27 protein-coding genes are annotated in these 24536 nt (G+C 32.7%); all 27 read left to right on the forward strand.

Features of this window, described 5'->3' with window-relative positions; genetic code table 11:
• The first annotated feature begins 128 nt into the window (after positions 1 to 128).
• Positions 129 to 815 carry a tetratricopeptide repeat protein gene (locus tag KA833_RS08525; protein ID WP_438873771.1) on the forward strand — a complete coding sequence of 229 codons (687 nt, stop codon included), beginning with the start codon at positions 129 to 131 and terminating at the stop codon, positions 813 to 815.
• 4 nt (positions 816 to 819) lie between these two features.
• Positions 820 to 3207, forward strand: coding sequence for an SF1B family DNA helicase RecD2 (gene recD2, locus KA833_RS08530; RefSeq protein ID WP_204180111.1), 2388 nt, complete (start codon positions 820 to 822; stop codon positions 3205 to 3207).
• Positions 3208 to 3506: 299 nt separating this feature from the next.
• Positions 3507 to 6137 carry an alanine--tRNA ligase gene (gene alaS / locus KA833_RS08535; RefSeq protein WP_210128454.1) on the forward strand — a complete coding sequence of 877 codons (2631 nt, stop codon included), beginning with the start codon at positions 3507 to 3509 and terminating at the stop codon, positions 6135 to 6137.
• A gap of 67 nt (positions 6138 to 6204) precedes the next feature.
• Entirely contained in the window at positions 6205 to 6465 is a 261-nt protein-coding gene (locus KA833_RS08540) for an IreB family regulatory phosphoprotein (protein WP_046208109.1), read from the forward strand.
• A gap of 3 nt (positions 6466 to 6468) precedes the next feature.
• Complete coding sequence (ruvX, locus tag KA833_RS08545; RefSeq protein WP_019469412.1) at positions 6469 to 6897, forward strand: Holliday junction resolvase RuvX; 429 nt, start codon at positions 6469 to 6471, stop codon at positions 6895 to 6897.
• Between the two features lie 16 nt (positions 6898 to 6913).
• On the forward strand, positions 6914 to 7240 hold the full coding sequence (locus tag KA833_RS08550) for a DUF1292 domain-containing protein (protein ID WP_046208110.1): 327 nt from the start codon (positions 6914 to 6916) through the stop codon (positions 7238 to 7240).
• A 769-nt stretch (positions 7241 to 8009) separates the two neighbouring features.
• Positions 8010 to 8651 (forward strand): O-methyltransferase, encoded by a 642-nt coding sequence (locus KA833_RS08555; RefSeq protein WP_046208111.1) that lies wholly within the window; start codon positions 8010 to 8012, stop codon positions 8649 to 8651.
• The gene (locus KA833_RS08560) at positions 8648 to 9571 is read left to right on the forward strand and encodes a peptidase U32 family protein (protein WP_210128455.1); all 924 of its coding nucleotides are present in this window, start codon (positions 8648 to 8650) and stop codon (positions 9569 to 9571) included. Before KA833_RS08555 ends, KA833_RS08560 begins: the two co-directional genes overlap by 4 nt.
• A gap of 14 nt (positions 9572 to 9585) precedes the next feature.
• Positions 9586 to 10854: a peptidase U32 family protein gene (locus KA833_RS08565; RefSeq protein WP_210128456.1), complete on the forward strand. Its 1269-nt coding sequence runs from the start codon at positions 9586 to 9588 to the stop codon at positions 10852 to 10854.
• A complete protein-coding gene (udk, locus tag KA833_RS08570; RefSeq protein ID WP_046208114.1) occupies positions 10854 to 11477 on the forward strand; it encodes a uridine kinase in 624 nt (207 codons plus the stop codon). The genes KA833_RS08565 and udk overlap by 1 nt, the downstream gene beginning before the upstream one ends.
• Positions 11478 to 11502: 25 nt before the next feature.
• On the forward strand, positions 11503 to 11979 hold the full coding sequence (gene greA, locus KA833_RS08575) for a transcription elongation factor GreA (protein WP_019469406.1): 477 nt from the start codon (positions 11503 to 11505) through the stop codon (positions 11977 to 11979).
• 284 nt (positions 11980 to 12263) lie between these two features.
• Positions 12264 to 12995 (forward strand): 5-oxoprolinase subunit PxpB, encoded by a 732-nt coding sequence (gene pxpB, locus KA833_RS08580; RefSeq protein WP_210128457.1) that lies wholly within the window; start codon positions 12264 to 12266, stop codon positions 12993 to 12995.
• Entirely contained in the window at positions 12985 to 13992 is a 1008-nt protein-coding gene (locus tag KA833_RS08585) for a 5-oxoprolinase subunit C family protein (protein ID WP_210128458.1), read from the forward strand. The genes pxpB and KA833_RS08585 overlap by 11 nt, the downstream gene beginning before the upstream one ends.
• Positions 13992 to 14426, forward strand: a complete 435-nt coding sequence (locus KA833_RS08590) for an acetyl-CoA carboxylase biotin carboxyl carrier protein (RefSeq protein ID WP_046208117.1) — start codon at positions 13992 to 13994, stop codon at positions 14424 to 14426. The genes KA833_RS08585 and KA833_RS08590 overlap by 1 nt, the downstream gene beginning before the upstream one ends.
• A gap of 20 nt (positions 14427 to 14446) precedes the next feature.
• Complete coding sequence (locus KA833_RS08595; protein WP_046208118.1) at positions 14447 to 15805, forward strand: acetyl-CoA carboxylase biotin carboxylase subunit; 1359 nt, start codon at positions 14447 to 14449, stop codon at positions 15803 to 15805.
• On the forward strand, positions 15805 to 16563 hold the full coding sequence (gene pxpA, locus KA833_RS08600; protein ID WP_046208119.1) for a 5-oxoprolinase subunit PxpA: 759 nt from the start codon (positions 15805 to 15807) through the stop codon (positions 16561 to 16563). The genes KA833_RS08595 and pxpA overlap by 1 nt, the downstream gene beginning before the upstream one ends.
• A gap of 3 nt (positions 16564 to 16566) precedes the next feature.
• A complete protein-coding gene (locus KA833_RS08605) occupies positions 16567 to 17799 on the forward strand; it encodes an NRAMP family divalent metal transporter (RefSeq protein ID WP_064208884.1) in 1233 nt (410 codons plus the stop codon).
• 291 nt (positions 17800 to 18090) lie between these two features.
• Complete coding sequence (locus tag KA833_RS08610; protein ID WP_210128459.1) at positions 18091 to 18777, forward strand: 5'-methylthioadenosine/adenosylhomocysteine nucleosidase; 687 nt, start codon at positions 18091 to 18093, stop codon at positions 18775 to 18777.
• An 18-nt stretch (positions 18778 to 18795) separates the two neighbouring features.
• Positions 18796 to 19323, forward strand: coding sequence for a YqeG family HAD IIIA-type phosphatase (locus KA833_RS08615; RefSeq protein ID WP_046208122.1), 528 nt, complete (start codon positions 18796 to 18798; stop codon positions 19321 to 19323).
• Positions 19324 to 19332: 9 nt separating this feature from the next.
• Positions 19333 to 20430 carry a ribosome biogenesis GTPase YqeH gene (gene yqeH, locus KA833_RS08620; protein ID WP_406992545.1) on the forward strand — a complete coding sequence of 366 codons (1098 nt, stop codon included), beginning with the start codon at positions 19333 to 19335 and terminating at the stop codon, positions 20428 to 20430.
• 12 nt (positions 20431 to 20442) lie between these two features.
• Complete coding sequence (aroE, locus tag KA833_RS08625; RefSeq protein ID WP_210128460.1) at positions 20443 to 21240, forward strand: shikimate dehydrogenase; 798 nt, start codon at positions 20443 to 20445, stop codon at positions 21238 to 21240.
• Positions 21241 to 21252: 12 nt separating this feature from the next.
• Positions 21253 to 21543 carry a ribosome assembly RNA-binding protein YhbY gene (gene yhbY / locus KA833_RS08630; protein WP_046208125.1) on the forward strand — a complete coding sequence of 97 codons (291 nt, stop codon included), beginning with the start codon at positions 21253 to 21255 and terminating at the stop codon, positions 21541 to 21543.
• Complete coding sequence (nadD, locus tag KA833_RS08635) at positions 21543 to 22115, forward strand: nicotinate (nicotinamide) nucleotide adenylyltransferase (protein WP_046208126.1); 573 nt, start codon at positions 21543 to 21545, stop codon at positions 22113 to 22115. Before yhbY ends, nadD begins: the two co-directional genes overlap by 1 nt.
• Complete coding sequence (yqeK, locus tag KA833_RS08640) at positions 22105 to 22689, forward strand: bis(5'-nucleosyl)-tetraphosphatase (symmetrical) YqeK (RefSeq protein ID WP_204180119.1); 585 nt, start codon at positions 22105 to 22107, stop codon at positions 22687 to 22689. The genes nadD and yqeK overlap by 11 nt, the downstream gene beginning before the upstream one ends.
• Positions 22690 to 23043 (forward strand): ribosome silencing factor, encoded by a 354-nt coding sequence (gene rsfS, locus KA833_RS08645; protein ID WP_046208128.1) that lies wholly within the window; start codon positions 22690 to 22692, stop codon positions 23041 to 23043.
• A gap of 2 nt (positions 23044 to 23045) precedes the next feature.
• On the forward strand, positions 23046 to 23765 hold the full coding sequence (locus KA833_RS08650) for a class I SAM-dependent DNA methyltransferase (protein WP_210128461.1): 720 nt from the start codon (positions 23046 to 23048) through the stop codon (positions 23763 to 23765).
• A gap of 48 nt (positions 23766 to 23813) precedes the next feature.
• Positions 23814 to 24518, forward strand: a complete 705-nt coding sequence (locus KA833_RS08655; RefSeq protein ID WP_245336288.1) for a helix-hairpin-helix domain-containing protein — start codon at positions 23814 to 23816, stop codon at positions 24516 to 24518.
• Positions 24519 to 24536 lie beyond the last annotated feature (18 nt).

A 24536-nucleotide genomic window follows, 5' to 3' on the forward strand; every position in this document is an offset into this window, starting at 1 on the left:
TTAATTAAATATAAAGTTTCATAGTTTAATCGTATTTTGAGGAGTAAGCATACAATATCAAATTTTAAATTTTTGATTTGTGACTTACTCCTTTTTACTGTTTTTTCATTCTTAAATGTTATAATAAGATGTTGAGAGAGAGGGATAGCATGAATCAAGAACAAATTTATACATTGATTAAACAAGGTAATTTTGAGCAAGCTTTAACAGCATTATTCGAAAATATAGAAGCAAACCCGAATGAAGTCGAAAATTATATCAATGCAGGTATATTAATCGCTGAAGCGGGTGAAATAGATAAAGCGGAAAAGTTTTTCCAAAAAGCACTAACCATTGACCCAAAAAATGGGGCTGTTTATTACAATTTAGCTAATGTTTATTATAATGAAGGGCGATATAAAGAAGCGGTTAAATTATACCAACAAGCATTACAATATAAAGTTGACGAAATCGACACCAATTATATGATAGGTATGTCGTTTAACCAGTTAGAAGCATTTACAGAAGCACTTCCCTTTTTAATGACTGCTGCTGAAAAAGATAATCGTAGGGATGTAGAGGTACAATTTCAATATGGATTGGTATTATGTCACTTAGAAATGTACGAACAGGCTGTTTCACAATTACAGTATGTAGTCTCATTAGATGACAAACATACAGACGCTTTATATAACTTAGGTCTAGCAACTTATATGTTAACAGAGGATACTGAATGTGCTATCGAATATTTTGAACGTGCAGTTGCTATCAACCCAGAACATTTGATGAGTCAACATGCCATCAAAACGTTTAAATCCATCGCAGAGGAGGAGTAATTAAATGGACAACCCTACATTATTCAATAATTCAATGATTAAAGGTACTGTAGATGCTATCTTGTTTCAAAACAAAGACAATTTTTATACTGTTTTAAAAGTAGATACGATAGAATCTAATGAAGATTTTGATTCTATGCCTACAGTTGTAGGGTTCTTTCCAGAAATTACTGAAGGCGATGTTTATACTTTTAAAGGTCAAGTCGTTTCACATCCTAAATATGGTAAACAGTTAAAAGCTGAAACGTTTGAAAAAGAGCTGCCTCAAACCAAAGAGGCTATTATTAGCTATTTATCTAGTGATTTATTTAAAGGAATAGGTAAAAAAACAGCTCAAAATATTGTGAATACACTTGGAGAAAATGCTATTTCAGACATTTTAAATGACCCATCTGTTTTAGAAAAAGTACCTAGTTTACCTGGGAAAAAACAAAAGCAAATTGCTGAACAAATTGCGAGTAATCAAGAAACAGAACAAATTATTATTCGATTACATGATTTAGGATTTGGACCTAAACTCGCTATGGCAATCTATCAGGTTTATTTAGGTGATACACTTAATATTGTAGAAAATAAACCCTATCAATTAGTTTACGACGTGAAAGGAATCGGTTTTAACAAAGCGGATACTTTAGCACGAAATGTGGGTATTCAATTTAATGATGATGAGCGTTTAAAAGCGGGTTTATTATATGTATTAGAAGAAGAATGTATTAAGCAAGGGCATACATACTTACCAACACAAAATGTATTAGAAATGACACAAGATATGTTATCACAATCACCAAATGAAGTGATTGAACTTCAACAATTAGAAAATATGATTCAAATCTTAGTTGAAGATACCAAATTAGTAAAACAGGAACACGAATTAGCAATTCCTAGTTTATACTATTCGGAACTTAAAAGTGTTCAAAACTTATATCGTAATTACACCTATACGAATAAATTAAAAGAAATTGAGCAGTCTGAATTATTATTAGAAATTGGTGAAATCGAACAACGCAATCAAGTCACTTATGCTAATTCCCAAAGAGATGCGCTACAGACTGCAATCAATAGTAAAGTTATGCTGCTAACTGGCGGGCCAGGAACAGGAAAAACTACTGTGATTAAAGGTATTGTCGAATTATATGCAGAAATACATGGTTTATCTTTAGATTATGATGATTATCAAAACGATGATTATCCAGTTGTATTAGCAGCACCTACAGGTAGAGCTTCAAAACGATTGGCTGAATCTACAGGGTTGGAAGCTATGACTATACATCGATTGATAGGTTGGAATCAAGACACACAGCCAGAAGATATTTTAGATAATGAGATTTCAGCTAAACTAATCATTATTGATGAAATGTCAATGGTCGACACCTGGCTGTTTCATCAATTTCTTAGCGCGGTACCTATTGATGCCCAAGTGATATTAGTAGGTGATGAAGATCAGTTGCCTTCCGTAGGCCCAGGACAAGTGTTTAAAGATCTCATTGATTCTAAAGTTATACCTAGAGTGAATCTGACTGAAGTTTACCGACAACAAGATGGGTCTAGTATCATAGAATTAGCGCATAGAATGAAATTGGGAGAACCGATTGATATCACACAAAGATTTCATGATCGTAACTTTATTAATTGTTCAACTGAACAAATACCTTCAGTTGTTGAAAAGGTTGTTTCAAGTGCTGTGAAAAAAGGTTATGATATGAGTGATATACAAGTATTAGCCCCTATGTATAAAGGTTCTGCAGGTATAAAAAAATTAAATGCTGTATTGCAAACAATCTTAAACCCTAAAGAAAAGGATACACGTGAAATTGAATTCGGTGATGTTGTCTTTAGAAAAGGGGATAAGGTGCTACAGCTAGTAAATAGGCCGAGTGATAATATATTTAATGGCGATATTGGTGTGATTGTTGGCATATTTTGGGCAAAAGAAAATGCCTTAAATAAAGATGTATTGGTCGTTGATTTTGACGGAAATGAAATTACTTTTGTAAGACAAGATTTGTTAGAATTAACACATGCATATTGTACGTCTATTCACAAATCGCAAGGTTCTGAATTTCCAATTGTAATTATGCCTATGGTTAAGCAATATTTTAGAATGTTACAAAAACCTATATTATATACAGGATTAACAAGAGCTAAGCAATCACTAGTATTTCTGGGTGATCCACAAGCTTTTGAAATCGGTTTAAATACACATGGTCAAGTGAGAATGACTCAGCTCTGTTCATTCTTAAAAACGTATTTTAATAATGATGATCGTAAAGATGAGGTTGCAGTTGAAGATACGTTTGATGCCACGACTATTTTAACAGAAGAAAATATATATAAAATTAATCCTATGATTAATATGGGAGATATTTCGCCATATGATTTTGTTGAACATTGACAACGTAGGTTAAAGTAAATACAATATAATTGATTGTGCATAAAGATGAGTAAATTATGGTAGTCGACAAGAGATGTACTGGCTGGTGAAAAGTACAGATAGCATAGTTGAAAGCTACTTTATGTTAAATAATAAATATACTTATTTTAAGTGATAAGCGGAATTATTAATTATGATTAATGCTTATAACTAGGGTGGTACCGCGAAACGTTCGTCCCTTTTGATAGGATGGACGTTTTTTATTTTCATTTTTATCAAATAACTGATATAACTTGAGTTGAGATGGAGGAATTTTAAGTATGAAAAACTTAAAAGCAAGTGAAATTAGACAGAATTTTATTGATTACTTTGTTGAACAAGGACATATGGTTGAACCTTCTGCACCTTTAGTACCTATAGATGATGATTCTTTACTATGGATTAACTCTGGTGTTGCGACATTGAAAAAATATTTTGATGGCAGAGAAACACCGAAAAAGCCTCGTATTGTCAATTCTCAAAAAGCCATAAGAACAAATGATATTGAGAATGTTGGCTTTACAGCTAGACATCATACTTTTTTTGAAATGTTAGGTAACTTTTCAATTGGTGATTATTTCAAAAAAGAAGCCATTGAATTTGCTTGGACATTTTTAACGAATGAAAAATGGATGGCTATGGATCCAAAACGATTGTATGTAACCATACATCCTGAGGATACAGAAGCTTATAAAATATGGAATGAAGACATAGGCTTAGAAGAGAGTAGGATTATTCGTATAGAAGGTAATTTCTGGGATATCGGTGAGGGACCATCAGGCCCTAATACAGAGATATTCTATGATCGAGGGGATCAATTTGGACAAGATGATCCTGCTGAAGAAATGTATCCAGGCGGTGAAAATGAAAGATTTTTAGAAGTTTGGAATTTAGTATTTAGTGAATTTAATCATAATAAAGACCATACGTACACACCATTACCAAATAAAAATATTGATACTGGAATGGGTCTCGAAAGAATGGCATCTATCGCACAAAATGTTCGTACAAACTACGAAACGGATTTGTTCATGCCTATCATTAATGAAGTTGAAAATGTTTCGGGTAAAAAATATCTTGAAACAGATTCTTATGATGTCGCATTTAAAGTTATCGCTGACCATATTCGCACAATTTCATTTGCAATTGCTGATGGCGCGTTACCTGCAAATGAAGGAAGAGGTTATGTGCTACGCAGACTTTTACGTCGTGCTGTAAGATTTAGCCAATCCTTAGACATTAATGAGCCGTTTATGTATAAATTAGTTGATATTGTTGCAGATATAATGGAACCATACTATCCAAACGTTAAAGAAAAATCAGATTTCATCAAACGTGTGATTAAATCTGAAGAAGAACGTTTCCATGAAACATTAGAAGAAGGCCTAGCGATATTAAATAATTTAATTACAAAAGCAAAGTCGACGACAAATGAAATTAGTGGTAAAGATGCATTTAAATTATATGACACATATGGTTTTCCAGTTGAACTTACTAAAGAAATTGCAACTCAAGAAAATCTTACCGTTGATATGAATACTTTTGAAGAAGAAATGCAAAAACAACGTGACAGAGCTAGACAAGCACGTCAAAACTCACAATCTATGCAAGTACAAAGTGACATATTAAAAAAAATAACAACAGATAGTCAATTTGTAGGTTATGATGTCATGGACCAAAAAACGATTATTACGGACATCATATATAATGGTGAATTAGTAAATGAAGCTGAAGCAGGAGAAACTATTTACTTTATTTTAAAAGAAACACCATTTTATGCAGTGAGTGGTGGACAAGTTGCAGACGAAGGTACTATAAGTAATGAACAGTTCGAAATCAATGTTACTGAAGTTACCAAAGCGCCCAATGGACAAAACTTACACAAAGGTGAAATTCAATTTGGCACTGTTAAAAAGAATGACGAAGTGTTTGCTAGTGTAAACCATATTGAACGTAGAGATATTAAAAAGAATCACAGTGCTACACACTTATTACATGCAGCATTAAAAGAAGTGCTAGGAGACCATGTCAATCAAGCAGGATCACTCGTTGAAGCAGAGAGATTAAGATTTGATTTCACGCACTTTGGACCTTTAAATCAAGCAGAAATTGATCAAGTTGAACGAAGAGTTAATGAAGAAATTTGGAATAGTATAGATGTGGATATTCAAGAAATGCCTATTGCTGAAGCTAAAAAGTTAGGCGCGATGGCATTGTTTGGTGAAAAGTATGGTGAGGTTGTTCGAGTAGTGAATATGTCTCCTTTCTCTATTGAATTATGTGGAGGTATCCATGTTAATAATACTTCTGAAATAGGTTTGTTTAAAATAGTAAGTGAATCAGGTACTGGTGCTGGTGTGAGACGTATAGAAGCATTTACCGGAAAATCAGCATTCCTATATTTAGAAACAATTCAAGAACAATTTAATGCAGTGAAAGCACAAATTAAAGTGAAATCAGATGATCAAGTTTTGGATAAAGTCATCCAAATGCAAGCGGATGAAAAAGAATTAACTAAACAACTTGAGCAAAAAAATAAAGAAATCACTACACTAAAAATGGGTGATATTACAAATCAAGTGGAACAAATTAATGGATTTAAAGTCCTTGCAACTGAGGTTGAAGTCGCAAATGCAAAAGCGATTCGTGAGACAATGGATGACTTTAAATCTAAATTGCAAGATGCTATTATAATTTTAATTAGTAATATAGATGGTAAAGTGTCATTAGTAGCAACAGTGCCAAAAGCTTTAACAGACAGTGTAAAAGCTGGTGATATTATTAAAAACATGGCACCTATTGTAGGTGGTAAAGGTGGTGGCCGTCCAGACATGGCTCAAGGTGGAGGCACTCAACCTGAAAACATAACAGAATCATTACGTTTCATTAAAGATTACATTAAATCTCTATAAGTTCTAACTATTGTCATGTAGAATTAACAATAAGTACTTTTTACTCGATATGAAGGAGTGTTACAAAATGGAAAACTTTGATAAAACAATGAAATTTAATTATGATGAAATTCCAAAAGAAGATGTCAAAACAGTACTTCAAAATGTCTATAACACATTGAAAGAACGTGGCTATAATCCTGTTAATCAAATCGTTGGTTACTTATTATCAGGAGATCCTGCGTATATTCCACGTAATAATGAAGCTAGAAACCAAATTCGTCGTATTGATCGTGACGATATCATGGAAGAATTAGTTTCAAATTATTTACAAGAGAATTCAAAGTAATTAATGCTAAAACATAAAATTTTAGGTTTAGATGTAGGAAGTAAAACTGTTGGCATTGCTATAAGCGATCTCATGGGTTGGACAGCCCAGGGATTAGATACACTCCATATAAACGAAGATAAGAATGAACTAGGTATAGACAGACTAGTAACAATCATAGAGAAAGAAAAAGTTGGTACTGTTGTCATTGGTTTGCCAAAGAATATGAATAATTCTATTGGATTTCGAGGCGAAGCTTCGTTACAATACAAGGAGCAACTTCAAGAAGCATTGCCATCTGTAGAGATAATCATGTGGGATGAGCGTTTAAGTACCATGGCTGCAGAACGTTCTTTACTTGAAGCAGATGTTTCTAGACAAAAACGAAAAAAAGTAATAGATAAAATGGCTGCAGTATTTATATTACAAGGCTATTTAGATTCTATACAATAAAAAGGAGCGTTTTATAATGACTGAACACAACCATGAATCTGAATTAGAAATTAATAATCAAGAGGAACTATTAACTTTATATGATGAAGATGGAAACGAAGTACTTTACCGTAAAGTATTAGAATTTTTCCATCCTGAATTTAAAAAAGAATATGTGATTCTTGCTGAAGAAGGTGCAGAATCAGATGATGATGATTTAATCGAATTAGTACCAATGATTAATGAGCCTGATGAAGATGGTGAAGGCGGAAAATTCTTACCGGTTGAAACAGATGAAGAATGGGATATGATTGAAGAAGTCGTTAATACTGAAATGGACGATCATGATCATAACCATGAATAACCTCTAATCTGAACAACTCAAATAATTTGCACCACTAATTAAAACATGAACCTGAACGACACATTGATTTAATAATGTTTATGTTTTTCTTTGGTGACAAAGCTTGTTAGTCAAATCTTGTACAACCGTTAAGGGATAAAATATGAGATACAAAGTGCTTATTTCAAATTATCAAGCCGAGACTTAAAAGTCTCAACTCAGACTGTCAACAAAGTTTCCAGCTTTGTTGACAGTCTTTTTGTGTTTGAATTCTACTGGCGCTAATTTACTCTGTCTCTACCGGCTTTTATTCTATTACAGATGCCAGTTTAGTTTTCATATTCGAATAAGTCGAAGAAAAATATCGATTTAATAATGTCAAACTATTTTTAGATTTTGTTGTTTTAATAAAAGTATCGTTTATTTTGAACATTATTGATATCAAATCAAAAAGAAATTTTTCAAAAATACACACAAATGTAGCTTATCGTAACTGAGACTTTTAAGTCCCAATTTTTATATTTAAGAATAAAAGTACTCAATCAGCTACAGTTATATTAACTAGTTAATTATCACAATTTACACTTATAAAATATATGGGTTTGTGGTAAAATATATAAAGTTAAATTTTAAATTTATGAGATATTTTCAAAGAATTATATAAAGTAGTTCGAAAATAACAACTTATAGACGTCATTATTAACCATAATACAATCAGTCACGATTATTGGCTGATTTATTTTATTTGTCAAAAATGCTTTGAAATATCTACATTGAAGGAAGTTTTAAAATGGAAAATAATCAATCATATTTATTAGAATTGCACAAAGAGAATGATATTGCTATTGAACAACTTAGACCGTATGCGTTGGAACACCATGTTCCAATCGTTGATAGACTAACATTAGATATGATTAAACAACTGATCAGAATACATAAACCCAAGCGCATTTTAGAAATAGGTACAGCGATTGGTTATAGCAGTATGCAATTTGCTTCTGTTTCTGATGAAATAAAAGTGGTTACCATCGAGCGTGATGATGATATGCAATTAAAAGCCAAAGAAAATTTTGCGAAATTTGGATTTGAAACTCAAATTGAGTTAATTGAAAAGGATGCGTTAGAAGCTTTAGAAAATATCAAACATGAATCTTTTGATATGATATTTATTGATGCTGCAAAGGCACAATCAAAAAAGTTTTTTTCTTTGTACGCGCCTTTATTGAATGAAGGTGGGATAATAGTTACAGATAACGTTTTGTATCATGGTTTTGTTTCTGATATTTCCGAAGTGAGAAGTAGAAATGTTAGACAAATGGTAAAAAAAGTACAAGAATATAATGAATGGCTTATGGCTCAACCTCATTTCACAACTAATTTCCTTAATATGGATGATGGTCTAGCTATTTCGATTAAAGGAGAATCAAAATGACAGAATTATTAGTAACACCAAAATCTGTTAAACATATTGAGACACTAATTGAAAAAGGTGCAGATGCTTTTGTAATTGGTGAGCAAAGATTCGGCTTAAGATTAGCAGGAGAATTTAAAAGAGAAGCATTGATAGAAGCAGTGGAATTAATACATAATCATGGTAAAAAAGTCTACGTAGCAGTAAATGGTATTTTTCACAATTATCATTTAAATGCACTAAAATCATATATAGATTTTTTACACGAAGTAAGCGTTGACCGCATCATATTTGGCGATCCAGCAGTAGTTATGTATGTGAATGAACAACCAAATCCGATTCCATTAAATTGGGATGCAGAAGCACTAGTCACAAATTATTTCCAGTGTAACTATTGGGGGAAAAAAGGTGCACAACGTGCGCAATTAGCTAGAGAATTAAGTTTAGATGAAATATTAAATATAAAACAAAATGCAGATGTAGAGATTGAAGTACAAGTACATGGTATGAGTTGCATGTTTCAATCAAAACGTATGTTATTAGGTAACTATTTTACTTTCCAAGAAAGACAAATGAAAATTCAACGAAATAAAGAAGCGAATGAGTTGCTTTTATATGATGAAGAACGGGATAACAAATATCCTGTTTTTGAAGATTATAATGGAACGCATATAATGTCACCTAATGATATTTGTTTGATCGAAGAGTTAGATCAGCTTTTAGCAGCCAATATTGATGCATTCAAAATCGATGGTGTATTACAAACTGAAGAATATATCAATGTATGTACAGAGCAATATAGAGAAGCGATTGATTTGTTCAAAGAAGATCCTGAAACCTATGATGATGAAAAATTTATGCTTGTAGATCCAATTGAGGCCATTCAGCCTGAGCACCGTCCGTTTGATGAAGGATTCTTGTATAAACAAACAGTCTATTAAAGGAGGTTTAAGTAATGGAATTATTAGAAAAAGTTGAAAATCGTACTAATAATAAGATTAAAAAACCTGAACTACTTGCACCAGCAGGTAATTTAGAAAAACTCAAAATAGCAGTACATTATGGTGCTGATGCTGTATTTTTAGGTGGACAAGCATACGGTTTAAGATCAAATGCAGATAATTTTACGTTGGAAGAAATAAACGAAGGTGTGACATTCGCTCAGCAATATGGGGCGAAAATTTACGTTACGACTAATATTATTGCTCATGATGAAAATATTGAAGGATTGGACGAGTATTTAAAAAATATTGAGTCAGCAGGCGCCACCGGTATTATTGTTGCAGATCCACTTATTATTGAAACCTGCAAGCATGTAGCGCCGAACTTAGAAATTCATTTATCAACACAACAATCTCTTTCGAATTATAAAGCTGTAGAATTTTGGAAAAATGAAGGTCTAGATCGTGTAGTATTAGCACGTGAAACTGGTGCTATGGAAATGAAGGAAATGAAAGACAAAGTAGATATTGAAATTGAATCATTTATACATGGTGCGATGTGTATTGCGTATTCTGGTAGATGTACATTAAGTAATCACATGACTGCTCGAGACTCTAACAGAGGCGGTTGTTGTCAAAGTTGTAGATGGGATTATGATCTGTTGGAAGTTGATGAAGATGGTGAATTAGATTTATATTATGACGAAAATGCAGTGACTCCATTTGCAATGAGTCCAAAAGATTTGAAACTTATTGAATCAATCCCTAAAATGATGGATATTGGTGTGGATTCACTTAAAGTTGAAGGACGCATGAAATCAATACACTATATTGCAACTGTAGTGTCTGTATATCGCAAAGTCATCGATGCTTATGCAGAAGATCCTGATAACTTTAAAATTAAGCCAGAATGGTTAACTGAGCTGGAAAAATGTGCTAATAGAGATACTGCTTCTGCATTTATTGAAGGCACACCTGGATATGAGGAACAAATGTTTGGGCAACAAAATAAAAAGAACTCAGCTTATGATTTTTGTGGATTGGTTCTGGCTTATGATGAAACAACTAAGCTTGCTACGATTCAACAGCGGAACAAATTTGAACCTGGAGACGAAATAGAGTTTTTTGGTCCTGAAATCGATACATTTAGACAAGTTGTTGACACTATCTATGATGAAGAAGGTAACCAACTTGATGCTGCACGACATCCATTGCAAATCGTGCAAATTAAAGTTGATCATCCAATTTATACCAACAACATGATGAGAAAGGAAATTGGATAATGAAACGTACGACTATTATTGGAATCGCTGGTGGTTCGGGTTCGGGTAAAACATCAGTGACAAATGAAATAATGAAAAATTTAGAAGGCCATAGTGTTGCATTATTGGCACAAGACTATTATTATAAGGACCAATCGCATTTAAGTTTCGAAGAACGTTTAGAGACCAATTATGATCATCCTTTTGCTTTTGATAATGACTTATTAATAGAAAATTTAAACGATTTGAGAAATGGCAAACAAATCGAAGTACCAACATATGATTATACAAATCACACTAGAAGTGAAGAAACGATTGCATTTAAACCAAAAGATGTTATTATCGTAGAAGGCATATTTGCGCTTGAAAATAAAACGTTAAGAGATTTAATGGATGTCAAGATTTATGTTGATACAGATGCAGATTTACGAATTTTACGTCGCTTACTTCGTGATACAGAAGAAAGAGGACGAACAATGGATTCTGTAATAAGTCAATATCTAAATGTAGTTCGACCAATGCATAATCAATTTATAGAACCCACAAAAAGATATGCAGATATTATCATTCCAGAAGGTGGAAGTAATAAAGTTGCGATCGATATAATGACGACGAAAATTCAGACTTTAGTAAGTAAACAATAGTATTATAGTAAAGGAAGATGACAATATGGAAAACCAAAAACAATATCCTATGACGCAAGAAGGTTTCGAAAAACTAGAAAATGAACTTGAAGAGTTAAAAACGGTTAAGAGACCAGAAGTCGTAGAAAAAATAAAAGTAGCACGTTCATTCGGAGACTTATCTGAGAACTCTGAGTATGATGCTGCTAAAGATGAACAAGGATTTATCGAACAAGATATACAAAGAATTGAGCATATGCTACGTAATGCCCTAATAATCGAAGATACTGGTGATAACAACCAAGTACAAATTGGTAAAACTGTAACTTTTGTAGAATTACCTGGTGAAGACGAAGAGGAATACCAAATTGTTGGATCAGCTGAATCTGATGCATTTAATGGTAAAATTTCAAATGAATCACCAATGGCAAAAAGTTTAATCGGCAAAAAATTAAACGAAGAAGTTCGTGTTCCACTGCCAAATGGTGCAGAAATTAATGTCAAAATTGTAAATATTAAATAATATCAAGATCCCCTTAACACTTATTGTTAGGGGGATTTTACACTTTATAAATAAAAACATATACTTATCTTCAACTATTTGATAAATTTATATCATTGATACAATAATTGAAATATTGAGATAATTTTGGATTAATTTGTATTTATCAATAGTAGTTTATTATCGACAATTATAACTATTTTTAATTAAACATAGTCTGTCAGTTAATGATACAATTATAATGTTGCACACATATTAATGTTTGAATCATAGTTTAATGTATAAAATACAGAGGGGGAAATGTGTTGGAATATAAATTGATCAATGAAGAGACAATTATGATTTACTTTGAACAACAAATCAATCCTTCGACATTTAAGGAAGTTCAAAAAGTTGAAAATTATATTAAAGATCAACAACATAAAGCAATTATTGAAGTGATACCTTCTTATCGGGCAATTATGCTACATATAGATATTACAAAACAAAGTTTAGTGGAAGTAGTTAAAGCGTTGAATCTAGAACGATTAAATCAACTGGATTTTGATGAAAATAAAAATGAAGTAAAAATAATTAGTTTACCAGTTCTTTATGGTGGTGATTATGGTCCAGATATTCAAGAAGTAGCCACACATCATCAATTATCAATAGAGGACGTCATTAATTTACATACAGAAAATCGATATTTAATTTATATGCTTGGATTTATGCCAGGCTTTCCGTTTTTAGGTGGTTTAAATCCAGAGCTGGCTACACCTAGACGCGAAGAACCAAGAACGAGCATTCCTGCGGGTTCTGTAGGTATTGCGAATAATCAAACAGGTTTATATCCAAAACAATCTCCAGGTGGTTGGCAAATCATCGGACGTACACCAATTACTGTATTTGATATTTCAAAAACACCTATGTGTTTATATGAATCTGGTGACTATATAAAATTCTATCCTATCGATGAATCAACGTTCGAACAGATTATAGAAGAACAGCAAGGTGAATTTGATATTAAGAAATGGGTGAAAATTCAATATGAGTATTAAAATTATTAATCCAGGGTTATTTAGTACGATTCAAGATTTAGGAAGAATCGGCTATCAAGACCAAGGATTTTCTACTGCAGGTGTTTTAGATCGGTACGCTTATCGAACTGGACAAGCACTCATTGGCAATGAAGGGCCAGCAATTGAATGTACAATAATTGGCCCAACAATTGAATTCTTAGAAGATAATGCTTTTGTATTAATAGGTGCTGAGTTCAAAGCAACTGTTAACGAAGCAATTATTGATGAATCTACTGTAATAGCAGTAAAAAAAGGTGACGTTTTGAAAGTTGGACAGGTCACTAAAGGGGCTAGAGGGTACTTATTATTTGGTAAACCTTTGACAATTCATAAAGTAGCAAATAGTTATTCTACACACACACGAAGTCAAATTGGTGGTTTTAAAGGGCGTGCATTAAAATCTGGTGATGTAATTGAGTGCGAAAACGATTATCCATATGCACAAAATCTTGGATTGAGTGTACCAAAAGATGTTGGTGAAGTTGAAGAAAAACCTATTCAAATCATCAAAGGGCCTCAATTTGATAGCTTTAGCGAAGAGGCACAACAAAAACTAGTAGCTAATGAATTTAAAATATCAGAAAAGTCAGACCGTATGGGATATCGGTTACAAGGTGAAGCGATTTCACCAAACACATCGGCTGACATAATATCAGAGCCTGTTGCCTTAGGCAGTATACAAGTGCCAAATGATGGCAATCCGATCATTTTATTAAATGATAAACAAACAGTAGGTGGTTATACAAAAATAGCAACTGTTTGCGCATCTGATTTACATAAATTAGCTCAAATGCAACCTAATGATACGATTCATTTTGAATGGACGACAATCGAAGAAGCAGTTAAAAAATTAGAGCAACAAGAAGAAGCGTTTAAAAATACAATCAATAATATTAAAGAGCAACCAATTTTTGATATTTCACAATTGAGAAATACATCTACTCGTATTAATCATTTATTGAAAGGGGAATTATAATGAATTTTGAAAAAGTAGAACAATTAATAAAGATGGTAAAAGATAACGGGGTTAAAAAATTTAATTATAAAGATTATGAAAATGAAATCACTATAGATTTTACCGATAATACATCTGCATCAACTGCGCAACAACAATTAGTTTCAAATAATGAATCAAGTTTAAATGAACAAAGTGCATCAAATGAAGAACAATCCGATCAAGTTGTCAAATCACCAATGGTTGGAACATTTTATTTACAAGACGAGAAGGAATTAACAAATCCCCTTATTCATGAAGGTGATGAAATTAAAAAAGGAGATACCATTGGTTATATAGAAGCGATGAAAGTCATGAATGAAGTAAAAAGTGATGTGAGTGGTGTAGTCGACACAATACATGTCAATCACGGCGCAAATGTTGAGTATGATCAAACGATTATAACTGTGAAATAAGTATAAAGGGGGTATTTGAGTTGTATCGTTGTTTAATTGCAAATAGAGGAGAAATTGCTGTAAGAATCATCCGCGCTTGTAGAGAAATGGATATTGAAACTGTAGCTATCTATGCTTTAGGGGATGAGTCTAGCCTACATGTCAGCTTAGCTGATCAAGCGATATGTATTGGTGAAGCCAATGCATTAGATAGCTATTTAAACCAAGATAGAATTATTAGTGCAGCAAAAATTAGTGGTGCAAATGCAATTCATCCAGGATATGGTTTTTTATCAGAAAGTACTTCATTCGCTAAAAATGTTGAAGAAAACGGTATTTATTTTATAGGGCCAACTGATCAAACTATGGAGATGATGGGTGATAAAATAACAGCACGACAAACAGTAGACCAAGCTAATGTGCCTATCATACCAGGTTCTACTTCTGCTGTAGAGTCAATCGAAGAAGTTAAGGAAATTGCGCAAGATATTGGTTATCCACTTGTATTAAAAGCTGCCAGTGGTGGTGGCGGCAAAGGGATAAGGATTGTCAAAAAAGAAGAATCTTTAGAAAAGTCATTTAAAGAAGCCAAAAGTGAGGGGCAAAAATATTTTAATGATGATCGCGTATATGTGGAAGCGTTTATCCCAGTAGCTAAACATGTGGAAGTTCAGGTGTTAGGAGACGGTAAAGAAAATTACATACACTTAGGTGAACGTGATTGCTCAGTTCAGAGAAAAAATCAAAAATTAATTGAAGAATCGCCTTGTGCTGCATTATCTGAACATATGAGAACATCTATGTGTAATGATGCTGTGAAAGTAGCAAGAGCATCTGGTTATAGAAGTGCAGGTACTATCGAATATTTAGTGACAGAAGATGCTTATTACTTCATAGAGATGAATGCGCGTATCCAAGTAGAACATACAGTAACTGAAATGAGATCAAATCGTGATTTACTACACGCACAGCTCTATTTAATGAAACACGGTACATTACCGTTCAATCAAGACGAAGTGATATTTGATGGTCATGTCATTGAAGCAAGAATCAACGCAGAAAATCCTCAGAAAGGATTTCAGCCTTCACCAGGTAAAGTAAAAGCATTACATTTGCCTCAAGGCTTTAACGTCCGTATCGACAGTTTACTTTATCATGGCTATACGGTATCGCCAAATTACGATTCACTTGTAGCTAAAGTGATTGTAAAAGCACCAAATAGAGATTCAGCAATAAAAAAATTAAAAGTAACATTGGATGAAATGGTAATCGATGGCTTTACTACGACAGCTGATTTCTTATATGCTGTTTTATCGTATCCGCAATATGCTAATGGTGATGCAAAAGATGTAGATATTAAATTCTTAGATAGACATCAAATAATTAAGGAGGAATCATGATGAAAGTTGATTTAAACTGTGATTTAGGCGAAGCTTTTGGAAATTATTCATTCGGTGGAGACAATCAAATTATTCCGCTAATTACTTCAGCTAATATTGCATGTGGTTTTCATGCTGGTGACCAACATGTCATGAATCAAACGGTGGAATTAGCTAAAGCAAATGGTGTTGGTATAGGTGCTCATCCTGGCCTCCCAGATTTACAAGGATTTGGACGTAGAAATATGGACTTGTCACCCAAAGAAATTTATGATATCGTCATTTACCAGCTCGGTGCATTAAGCGGATTCTGTAATGTTCACCAAGTTAAAATAAATCACGTGAAACCACATGGAGCACTTTATCAAATGGGGGCGCGTGATAAAGCAATTGCTCATGCAATTGCACAAGCTGTATATGATTTTGATAAATCATTAATTTATGTTGGATTATCAAATACATTACTTGTTACAGAGGCGCAAGCTGTTGGTTTAACTACTGCTGCCGAAGTGTTTGCAGATAGACGCTATGAAGATGATGGTCAATTAGTTAGTCGTAAAGAAAGTGATGCATTGATCACTGACACTGAAGAAGCTATTGAACAAGTTGTCAAAATGGTTAAGTCACAAAAAGTCGTTACGAAAAATAACAAGGAAATTGATATTCAAGCAGATACAATTTGTGTTCATGGAGATGGTGAACACGCACTAGAATTTGTTACAAAAATAAGAGACAGATTATCGAAAGAAGGCGTTTCTATATCTAAGCTGGGAGGCTAACACATGGGAGAAAAATTAAAAACAGAATCAAAGGATTTTGAATTTACAAAAAATCATAAAAGATTATTATTAGGTTCTGTATTCTTAATGGCTACATCTGCAATTGGACCCGCGTTTCTAACTCAGACAGCAGTATTTACTGCTCAGTTTACTTCAAGTTTTGCTTTTGCAATTTTATTATCAATATTGATTGATATAGGGGCGCAAATTAATATTTGGAGAGTGTTGGTAGTTACAGGTAAACGTGGACAAGAAGTAGCTAATGAAATCTTTAAAGGATTGGGTACTTTTATATCGATATTAATTGCAATAGGAGGACTTGCATTTAATATCGGTAATATTGCAGGTGCTGGATTAGGATTAAATGCAATTTTTGGCTTAGATGTAAAGATTGGTGCAGCTATTACAGCTGTATTATCAATACTTATTTTTGTAAGTAAAAGTGGTCAAAAAATTATGGATGTTGTCACGATGTTTTTAGGCGTTTTAATGATTGTAGTTGTTGCATTTGTAATGTTTAAGGCAAACCCACCATATGCAGACGCAGCTAAACATCTCGTGATGCCAGAGCAACCATTAGCGCTTGTCTTACCGATTATCACATTAGTAGGTGGAACAGTTGGTGGTTATATCACTTTTGCTGGTGCACATAGAATATTAGATTCAGGTATCAAAGGTAAACACTATTTGCCATTTGTCAATAAGGCGGCAATTTCAGGAATATTAACAACGGGTGTACTTAGAGCCTTATTATTCTTAGCGGTACTCGGTGTGGTCGTTACAGGTGTAACTTTAAATGATACTAACCCACCAGCTTCTGTATTTGAACATGTATTAGGACCAGTCGGTCGAAATATTTTTGGTGTCGTTTTATTTGCTGCAGCAATGTCTTCAGTTATTGGCTCAGCATACACAAGTGCAACTTTCTTAAAAACATTGCATAAATCTATCTATAATAAAACAAACATTATTGTAATTTCATTTATAGTCATTTCAACTTTTGTTTTTCTATTTTTAGGAAAACCAGTTACATTATTAATCGTTGCAGGTGCTTTAAATGGACTTATCTTACCAATTATATTAACGACAATACTAATTGCTAGTAAACGAAAATCAATCGTCGGAGATTATCATCATCCAACATGGATGTTAGTCTTTGGAGCAATTGCTGTGATCGTTACAGTTGTTACAGGTGTTTATTCACTACAAGGATTGACAGAATTAATGGGCAGTTAACAAAACAATTATAGTGACAAATAAACCATTCTCTAGTTCTTAATGCAAAACAAGGACTTAGGGAATGGTATTTTTTATGATGATTTTTTTCTATAAATAGCCTCGAATAGTTTGAAATATTAAACAACAAATTTACAGATTAATTCAATTGAAAGCAGAGAAATTATTCTTATGTTTCTTATGGAAAAGAATGAAATAATAAATTGATATAAATATCGTTCAATCGTCGAGCTATTGGTTTAAATGTGGTAGAATAACTAAGGTTAGGATTTTAAATTGAGGTGAAAAACGATGATCGGTATTATAGGAGCTATGGAAGAAGAAGTAGCAATCTTAAAAGATAAACTTGTTGACTTTGAAGAGATTAATATTGCACATGTATATTTTTATAAAGGGTATATAAATGATAAAGCAGTCGTATTAACTCAAAGTGGTATTGGTAAAGTGAATGTTGCAATTTCAACAGCATTATTAATTGAAAAGTTCAAACCTGATTTAATTATAAATACTGGTTCTGCAGGAGCATTGGATAAATCATTAAGCGTAGGAGATATCGTGGTAAGTGATATGGTTGCTTATCATGATGCTGATGCTAGAGCATTTGGTTATCAATTAGGACAAATTCCACAAATGCCAGCGCAATTCGTAGCAGATAAATCATTGATTGATAAAGCGACACAAGTAATTACTAATCAACAGTTAACTGCAAAGACAGGCTTGATTGTAAGCGGCGATAGTTTTATTGGAACAAAAGATCAACGAATGAAAATTAAAACAAATTTCCCTCAAGCGATGGCTGCAGAAATGGAAGCAACTGCAATTGCTCAGACTTGCTATCAATTTAATTTACCATTTATTATCACGCGCGCAATTTCAGATTTAGCTGATGGCGACGCAGGTATCACATTTGATGAATTTTTAACAAAAGCAGCAAAGTCTTCTAGTACAATGGTAGAAAATTTAATAAAAAAAATATAAAAAAGGTGAATAGAAATAATGGGTATAATAAAGAAATACTTTATGCCAAATGAATATGTACAGTCAATTTTTCAAATTGATATAGATAAGCTTGCAGAATCTGGCGTAAAAGGTATCGTTACTGATTTAGACAATACACTAGTAGGATGGGATGTAGCCGATCCTACTGAAGCGGTTAAAACATGGTTTGAAGAAGCAAGACAAAAAGGGATTACAATTACAATTGTGTCTAACAATAATGAAAAAAGAGTCGGTAGTTTTTCAAAATCATTAAAAGTAGATTATATTTTTAAAGCTAAAAAACCTAGAGGACGTGCGTTTGATCGTGCAATGCATTCTATGAATTTAAATCCATCAGAGATTGTAGTGATTGGTGATCAAATGTTAACGGATGTATTTGGTGGGAATAGACGCGGTTTATTTACTATTATGGTAGTACCTGTTAAACAAACGGATGGTTTTATTACTAAATTTAATCGCCTTATTGAACGCAGATTATTACAACATTTTAGAAAAAAAGGATATATAAAATGGGAGGAAAATTGATTGAGTGAAGTGGATGTATTGAAATGTATAGGGTGTGGTGCACCATTACAATCTGAAGATTCTGATGCACCTGGTTATGTTCCGGAACATAATTTATTTCGTGAAGATGTTGTATGTAAAAGATGTTTTAGATTAAAGAATTACAACGAGGTACAAGATGTAGGTTTAGATAGTGATGACTTTTTAAATTTACTTAACGGTCTAGCAGATAAAAAAGGAATAATAGTAAATGTTGTAGATGTTTTTGATTTTGAAGGATCATTTATTAATGCAATCAAACGTATTGTTGGCAACAAAAAAATTATTCTCGTAGCTAATAAAATAGATCTACTGCCAAAACAAATAAATAAACGTCGTGTAAAAGAGTGGTTGAAGAAATCAGCTAAAAAATATGGACTTGATGCAGAAGATGTAGTACTTATTTCTGCTGACAAAAATGAAGGTATTGAAAATCTATTAACTTCTATTAACAATATTAGAAACGATGAGGATGTATATATAGTAGGAACTACAAATGTAGGTAAATCAACCCTAATTAACAAATTAATAGAACGCAGTGTAGGAGAAAAGGATGTTGTTACTACTTCAAGATTTCCTGGCACAACATTGGACATGATTGATATTCCACTTGATGAAACTACGTTTATGTATGATACACCAGGAATTATTCAAGCGCACCAAATGACACATTTAGTATCTGAACATGAACTTAAAACAATTATGCCAAAAAAAGAAATTAAACAACGTGTGTACCAACTTAACGAAGGACAAACATTATTTTTCGGTGGACTCGCACGTATAGACTATATAAGTGGTGGTAAAAGACCATTAGTCTGTTACTTTTCTAATGATTTAAATATTCATCGAACAAAAACAGAAAAGGCTAATGAATTATGGCGAAATCAATTAGGATCTGTATTAGCACCACCGCATAACCCTGAAAATTTTGATTTGAGTAATGTTAAAGCCGTAAGATTAGAAACAGGTAAGGAAAAACGTGATGTGATGATTTCGGGATTAGGTTTTATCACAATTGATGTAGGTGCAAAAGTAATTGTACGCGTGCCAAAAAATGTTGATGTTATTTTAAGAAATTCAATTATGTAAGGTGTGAAGAGTATGAAATATGCAGTAATAGGCCACCCTATCGATCATTCTTTATCTCCAGTGATGCATAATGCCAATTTTGAAACTTTAAATTGCAATGCAACATATGAAGCGATTAATATTCCTGAAGATAAATTCAACCAAATAAGAGAAATTATTTCAGATAAAGCACTCTCAGGTTTCAATGTAACAATTCCTCATAAGGAACGCATTATACCTTTTTTAGATGAAATTGACGAACAATCTGAAACTGTAGGTGCTGTGAATACAGTTAAAATAGAAGACGGCAAATGGACTGGTTATAATACAGACGGCATCGGCTACGTTAAAGGATTACAACGCGTGTACCCAGATTTAAAACAGGCTTATATTTTAATATTAGGTGCAGGCGGTGCTAGTAAAGGTATTGCGAATGAATTAACCAAATATGTACAACCGAAACTTACTATAGCCAACAGATCTTTAGACAGGTTTGATCAATGGCATTTGAATGTAAATAAAATTCGCTTATCAGATGCTGAATTAGCTTTATCTGAATTCGACATTATTATAAATACGACACCAGCAGGGATGAATACAAATCAAGAAATACCAATTAGTTTGAAAAATTTGGATCCGGAAACTTTAGTAAGTGATATTGTGTATGTACCCTTTAAAACACCCATCTTAGAACAAGCTGAAGCCCAAGGTAACCCAATTTATAATGGTTTGGATATGTTTGTTTATCAAGGTGCAGAAAGTTTTAAGATTTGGACAGGTACAGAACCAGAGGTAGAAGTTATGAAACGCACAGTATTAGATTATTTATAAAAGGAGCATTTTATGTTAACAGGTAAACAGAAAAGATTTTTGAGAAGTAAAGCACATAATATTGATCCAACTTTCCAAATCGGAAAAGCAGGTGTTGGTGAAAATATGATAGAACAATTAAAAGATATTTTAGAAAATAGAGAATTAATTAAAATACATGTATTACAAAACAACTTTGAAGATAAAAATGACTTAGCACAAACTTTAAGCGATGCAACTCATAGTGAAATTGTTCAAGTAATCGGGTCTATGATTGTCTTGTATAAAGAATCACATGATAATAAACAAATTCAATTACCATAATGTCTAAAACGATAGTCTTATATGGTGGGCAGTTTAACCCGATTCATACGGCTCACATGGTTGTTGCTAGTGAAGTGAATCATGTTATTAAACCAGATTTGTTTTACTTTATTCCAAGTTATATGTCGCCGCTCAAAGCGCATGATGATTATTTAGATGCAGCATATAGAATCGATATGATCCGGTGTGCAATTAACGAACTAGGGTTTGGCTTTGTTTATTTAGATGAAGTAGAACGCAAGGGACAAAGTTACACATATCTCACAATTAAACACATTTTAGAAAAGCATCCTAATGCACAACTATATTTTGTTATTGGGACCGACCAATATATACAATTGGAAAAATGGTATGAGATTGATAAATTGAAATCGATGGTAACCTTTGTAATTGTGAATCGTGGAAAAGCAAAGCAAGAAGTTTCAAATAATATGATTGCAATTAATATTCCACGCATAGATATAAGTTCAACGCTGATTAGGGATAGAGTGAAACAACAGGGAAATATTCATACGCTTGTTCCTCAAAGTGTAGAAAAATATATCAGAGAGGAAGGATTATATGAAATTTGATGAAGCAGTCTCGTTAGTAAAAGATAAATTACCGGAGAAAAGATTTAATCATTCACTAAGAGTAGCAGAAACGGCTGTTAAATTAGCTGAATTATATGATGGGGATAAAGATAAAGCAGAACTTGCAGGTATCTTACATGACTATAGTAAATATGATGATTTAGGATCTATGTATCAGATTGTTAGACAAAATGATTTAGATAGTAACTTGTTGAGCTATGGATCAGAAATCTTACACGGCCCAGTCTGTGCAGTTATAATGGAACAAAAATTCGATGTGAACGACGAAGAAGTTTTGCTTGCCATTAAAAATCATACTACTGGTCGTGCTCAAATGACTAAAACAGAAAAATTAGTTTTTATTGCAGATTATATTGAACCTGGTCGTCAAACCCCAGGCGTTGAAGAAATTCGAGATTTAGCATACAATCAAGGTAGCTTAGATAAAACCATTTATGAAATATCTAAGCGAACTGTTTTATATTTAATCACGCAAGATATTACCGTTTATGATGCCACGATTGCCTGCTTGAATTATTACAATTATAGTAACGAAAGAGTAAAGGATGATTAAATGAAATCAGATCAATTATTAAATTTAGCTGTCAATGCAACTGAGAATAAAAAAGCAGAAGATATAATTTCTTTAAATATGCAAGGTATTAGCGATATGACCGATTATTTTATCGTATGCCACGGCAATAATGAAAGACAAGTACAATCCATCGCACGCGCAGTAAAAGATGCTGCTAACGAAGCGGAAATTGAAGTGAAACGAATGGAAGGTTTTAATGAAGCAAGATGGATTTTAATTGACTTGGCCAATGTAGTCGTACACGTATTCCATAAAGATGAACGTGATTATTATAACTTGGAGAAATTATATCGTGATGCACCTTTAGAATCTTATGGACAGGCAGTTTATTAATAATGGTTCAATATGAAGAAATGAGCTATTACTATGATCAATTAACTTTAGATCAGCCTTACGAATCATGGCTTGATATTGTAGAATTTTATGCTAAAAATAAATCAACCATCTTGGATATAGGTTGTGGAACAGGCAGTTTCACCTCGAAATTAAATGATTTTGATTGTATAACTGGTATGGATTTAAGTGTTGATATGCTTTCGATAGCGATGCAAAAATCTAGTGAAGTAAATTGGATTGAAGGCGATATGACTGATTTCGACCTAAACCAACAATTTGATGTAATAACTATTTTTTGTGATTCTTTAAATTATTTAACAGAATATGAAGATGTTTTGTCCACTTTTCAGCAAGTATATCATCATTTAGAGCCGAATGAAGGTATATTTATGTTTGATGTGCATACAGAACATAAAATGAATACTTTATTCAATAATCAAAGTTATATTGATGAAACTGAAAATGTATTTTTAGCTTGGGAGGCTGTTCGCGGGGAAGAACCATTAAGTGTATGGCATGATATGACGTTTTTTATAAAACAAGATGATATGCATTATAAGAGATTTGATGAGTCACATTATCAAAAGACTTATTCAAAAGATGTTTACACTAAAATGTTAGAATCATGTGGCTTTAAAAATATAACAACATTCGTTGATTTTGAAATCAATAACCATAATCAAAAAGGAGAGCGCTTGTTCTTCGTTGTAAAAAAATAAAAAGTAAAATCACTCCTTTATGCGTGTAAAGTATAAAGGAGTGATTTTTTGTTACCATTATGGGAATTATTCAAAGAAAGATTCAGTCGATGTAATTTAAAAATAAAGGCCTGTGTTATGCTAATTATAATAGTGATTGCAGTGCTAACACTATCATTTTTGATGAATCGTGGTGTTGATCAAATCAAGCAAAATGATGAATCTGCACTAATTGAAACATCTGACCATAATCAATCATTACCACATGTGAAAAGTGAACGGTCATCTAATAAAACTACTGCAAAAATCAATAATGATAGTAAAGATTCATTTGTTTATGTTGATATTAAAGGTGCAGTAAAACATCCTAATGTTTATAAAATGAGCAGTAATGATAGAATTAAACAGTTGTTGGACAAAGCTATTGCTACAGAGCGTGCTGATTTAACGAACATTAACTTATCCGAACGATTAATCGATCAAAAAATGATATATGTTCCAGAAAAAGGGGAACAAACTAATAATCCATTGAATAAAAATAAAACTGTTACAAATTTATCAGAAAATAAGGATACTGATGTAGCAAAAGTAAATATAAATACTGCAACAGAAAGCGAACTCACAACGATACCAGGGATAGGAAAGGTTAAAGCCAAATCTATCATTGAGTATCGTGAGCAGAATGGAAATTTTAAATCTATTGATGAGTTAAAAGAAATTAATGGTTTCGGTGCTAAAACGATAGAAAAATTAAGTTCACATTTAACAATGTAAAATTTTGTTGTATTTTTC

It is taken from the genome of Staphylococcus sp. GDY8P67P, assembly GCF_017892545.1.
GTDB classification, from domain to species: domain Bacteria; phylum Bacillota; class Bacilli; order Staphylococcales; family Staphylococcaceae; genus Staphylococcus; species Staphylococcus ureilyticus.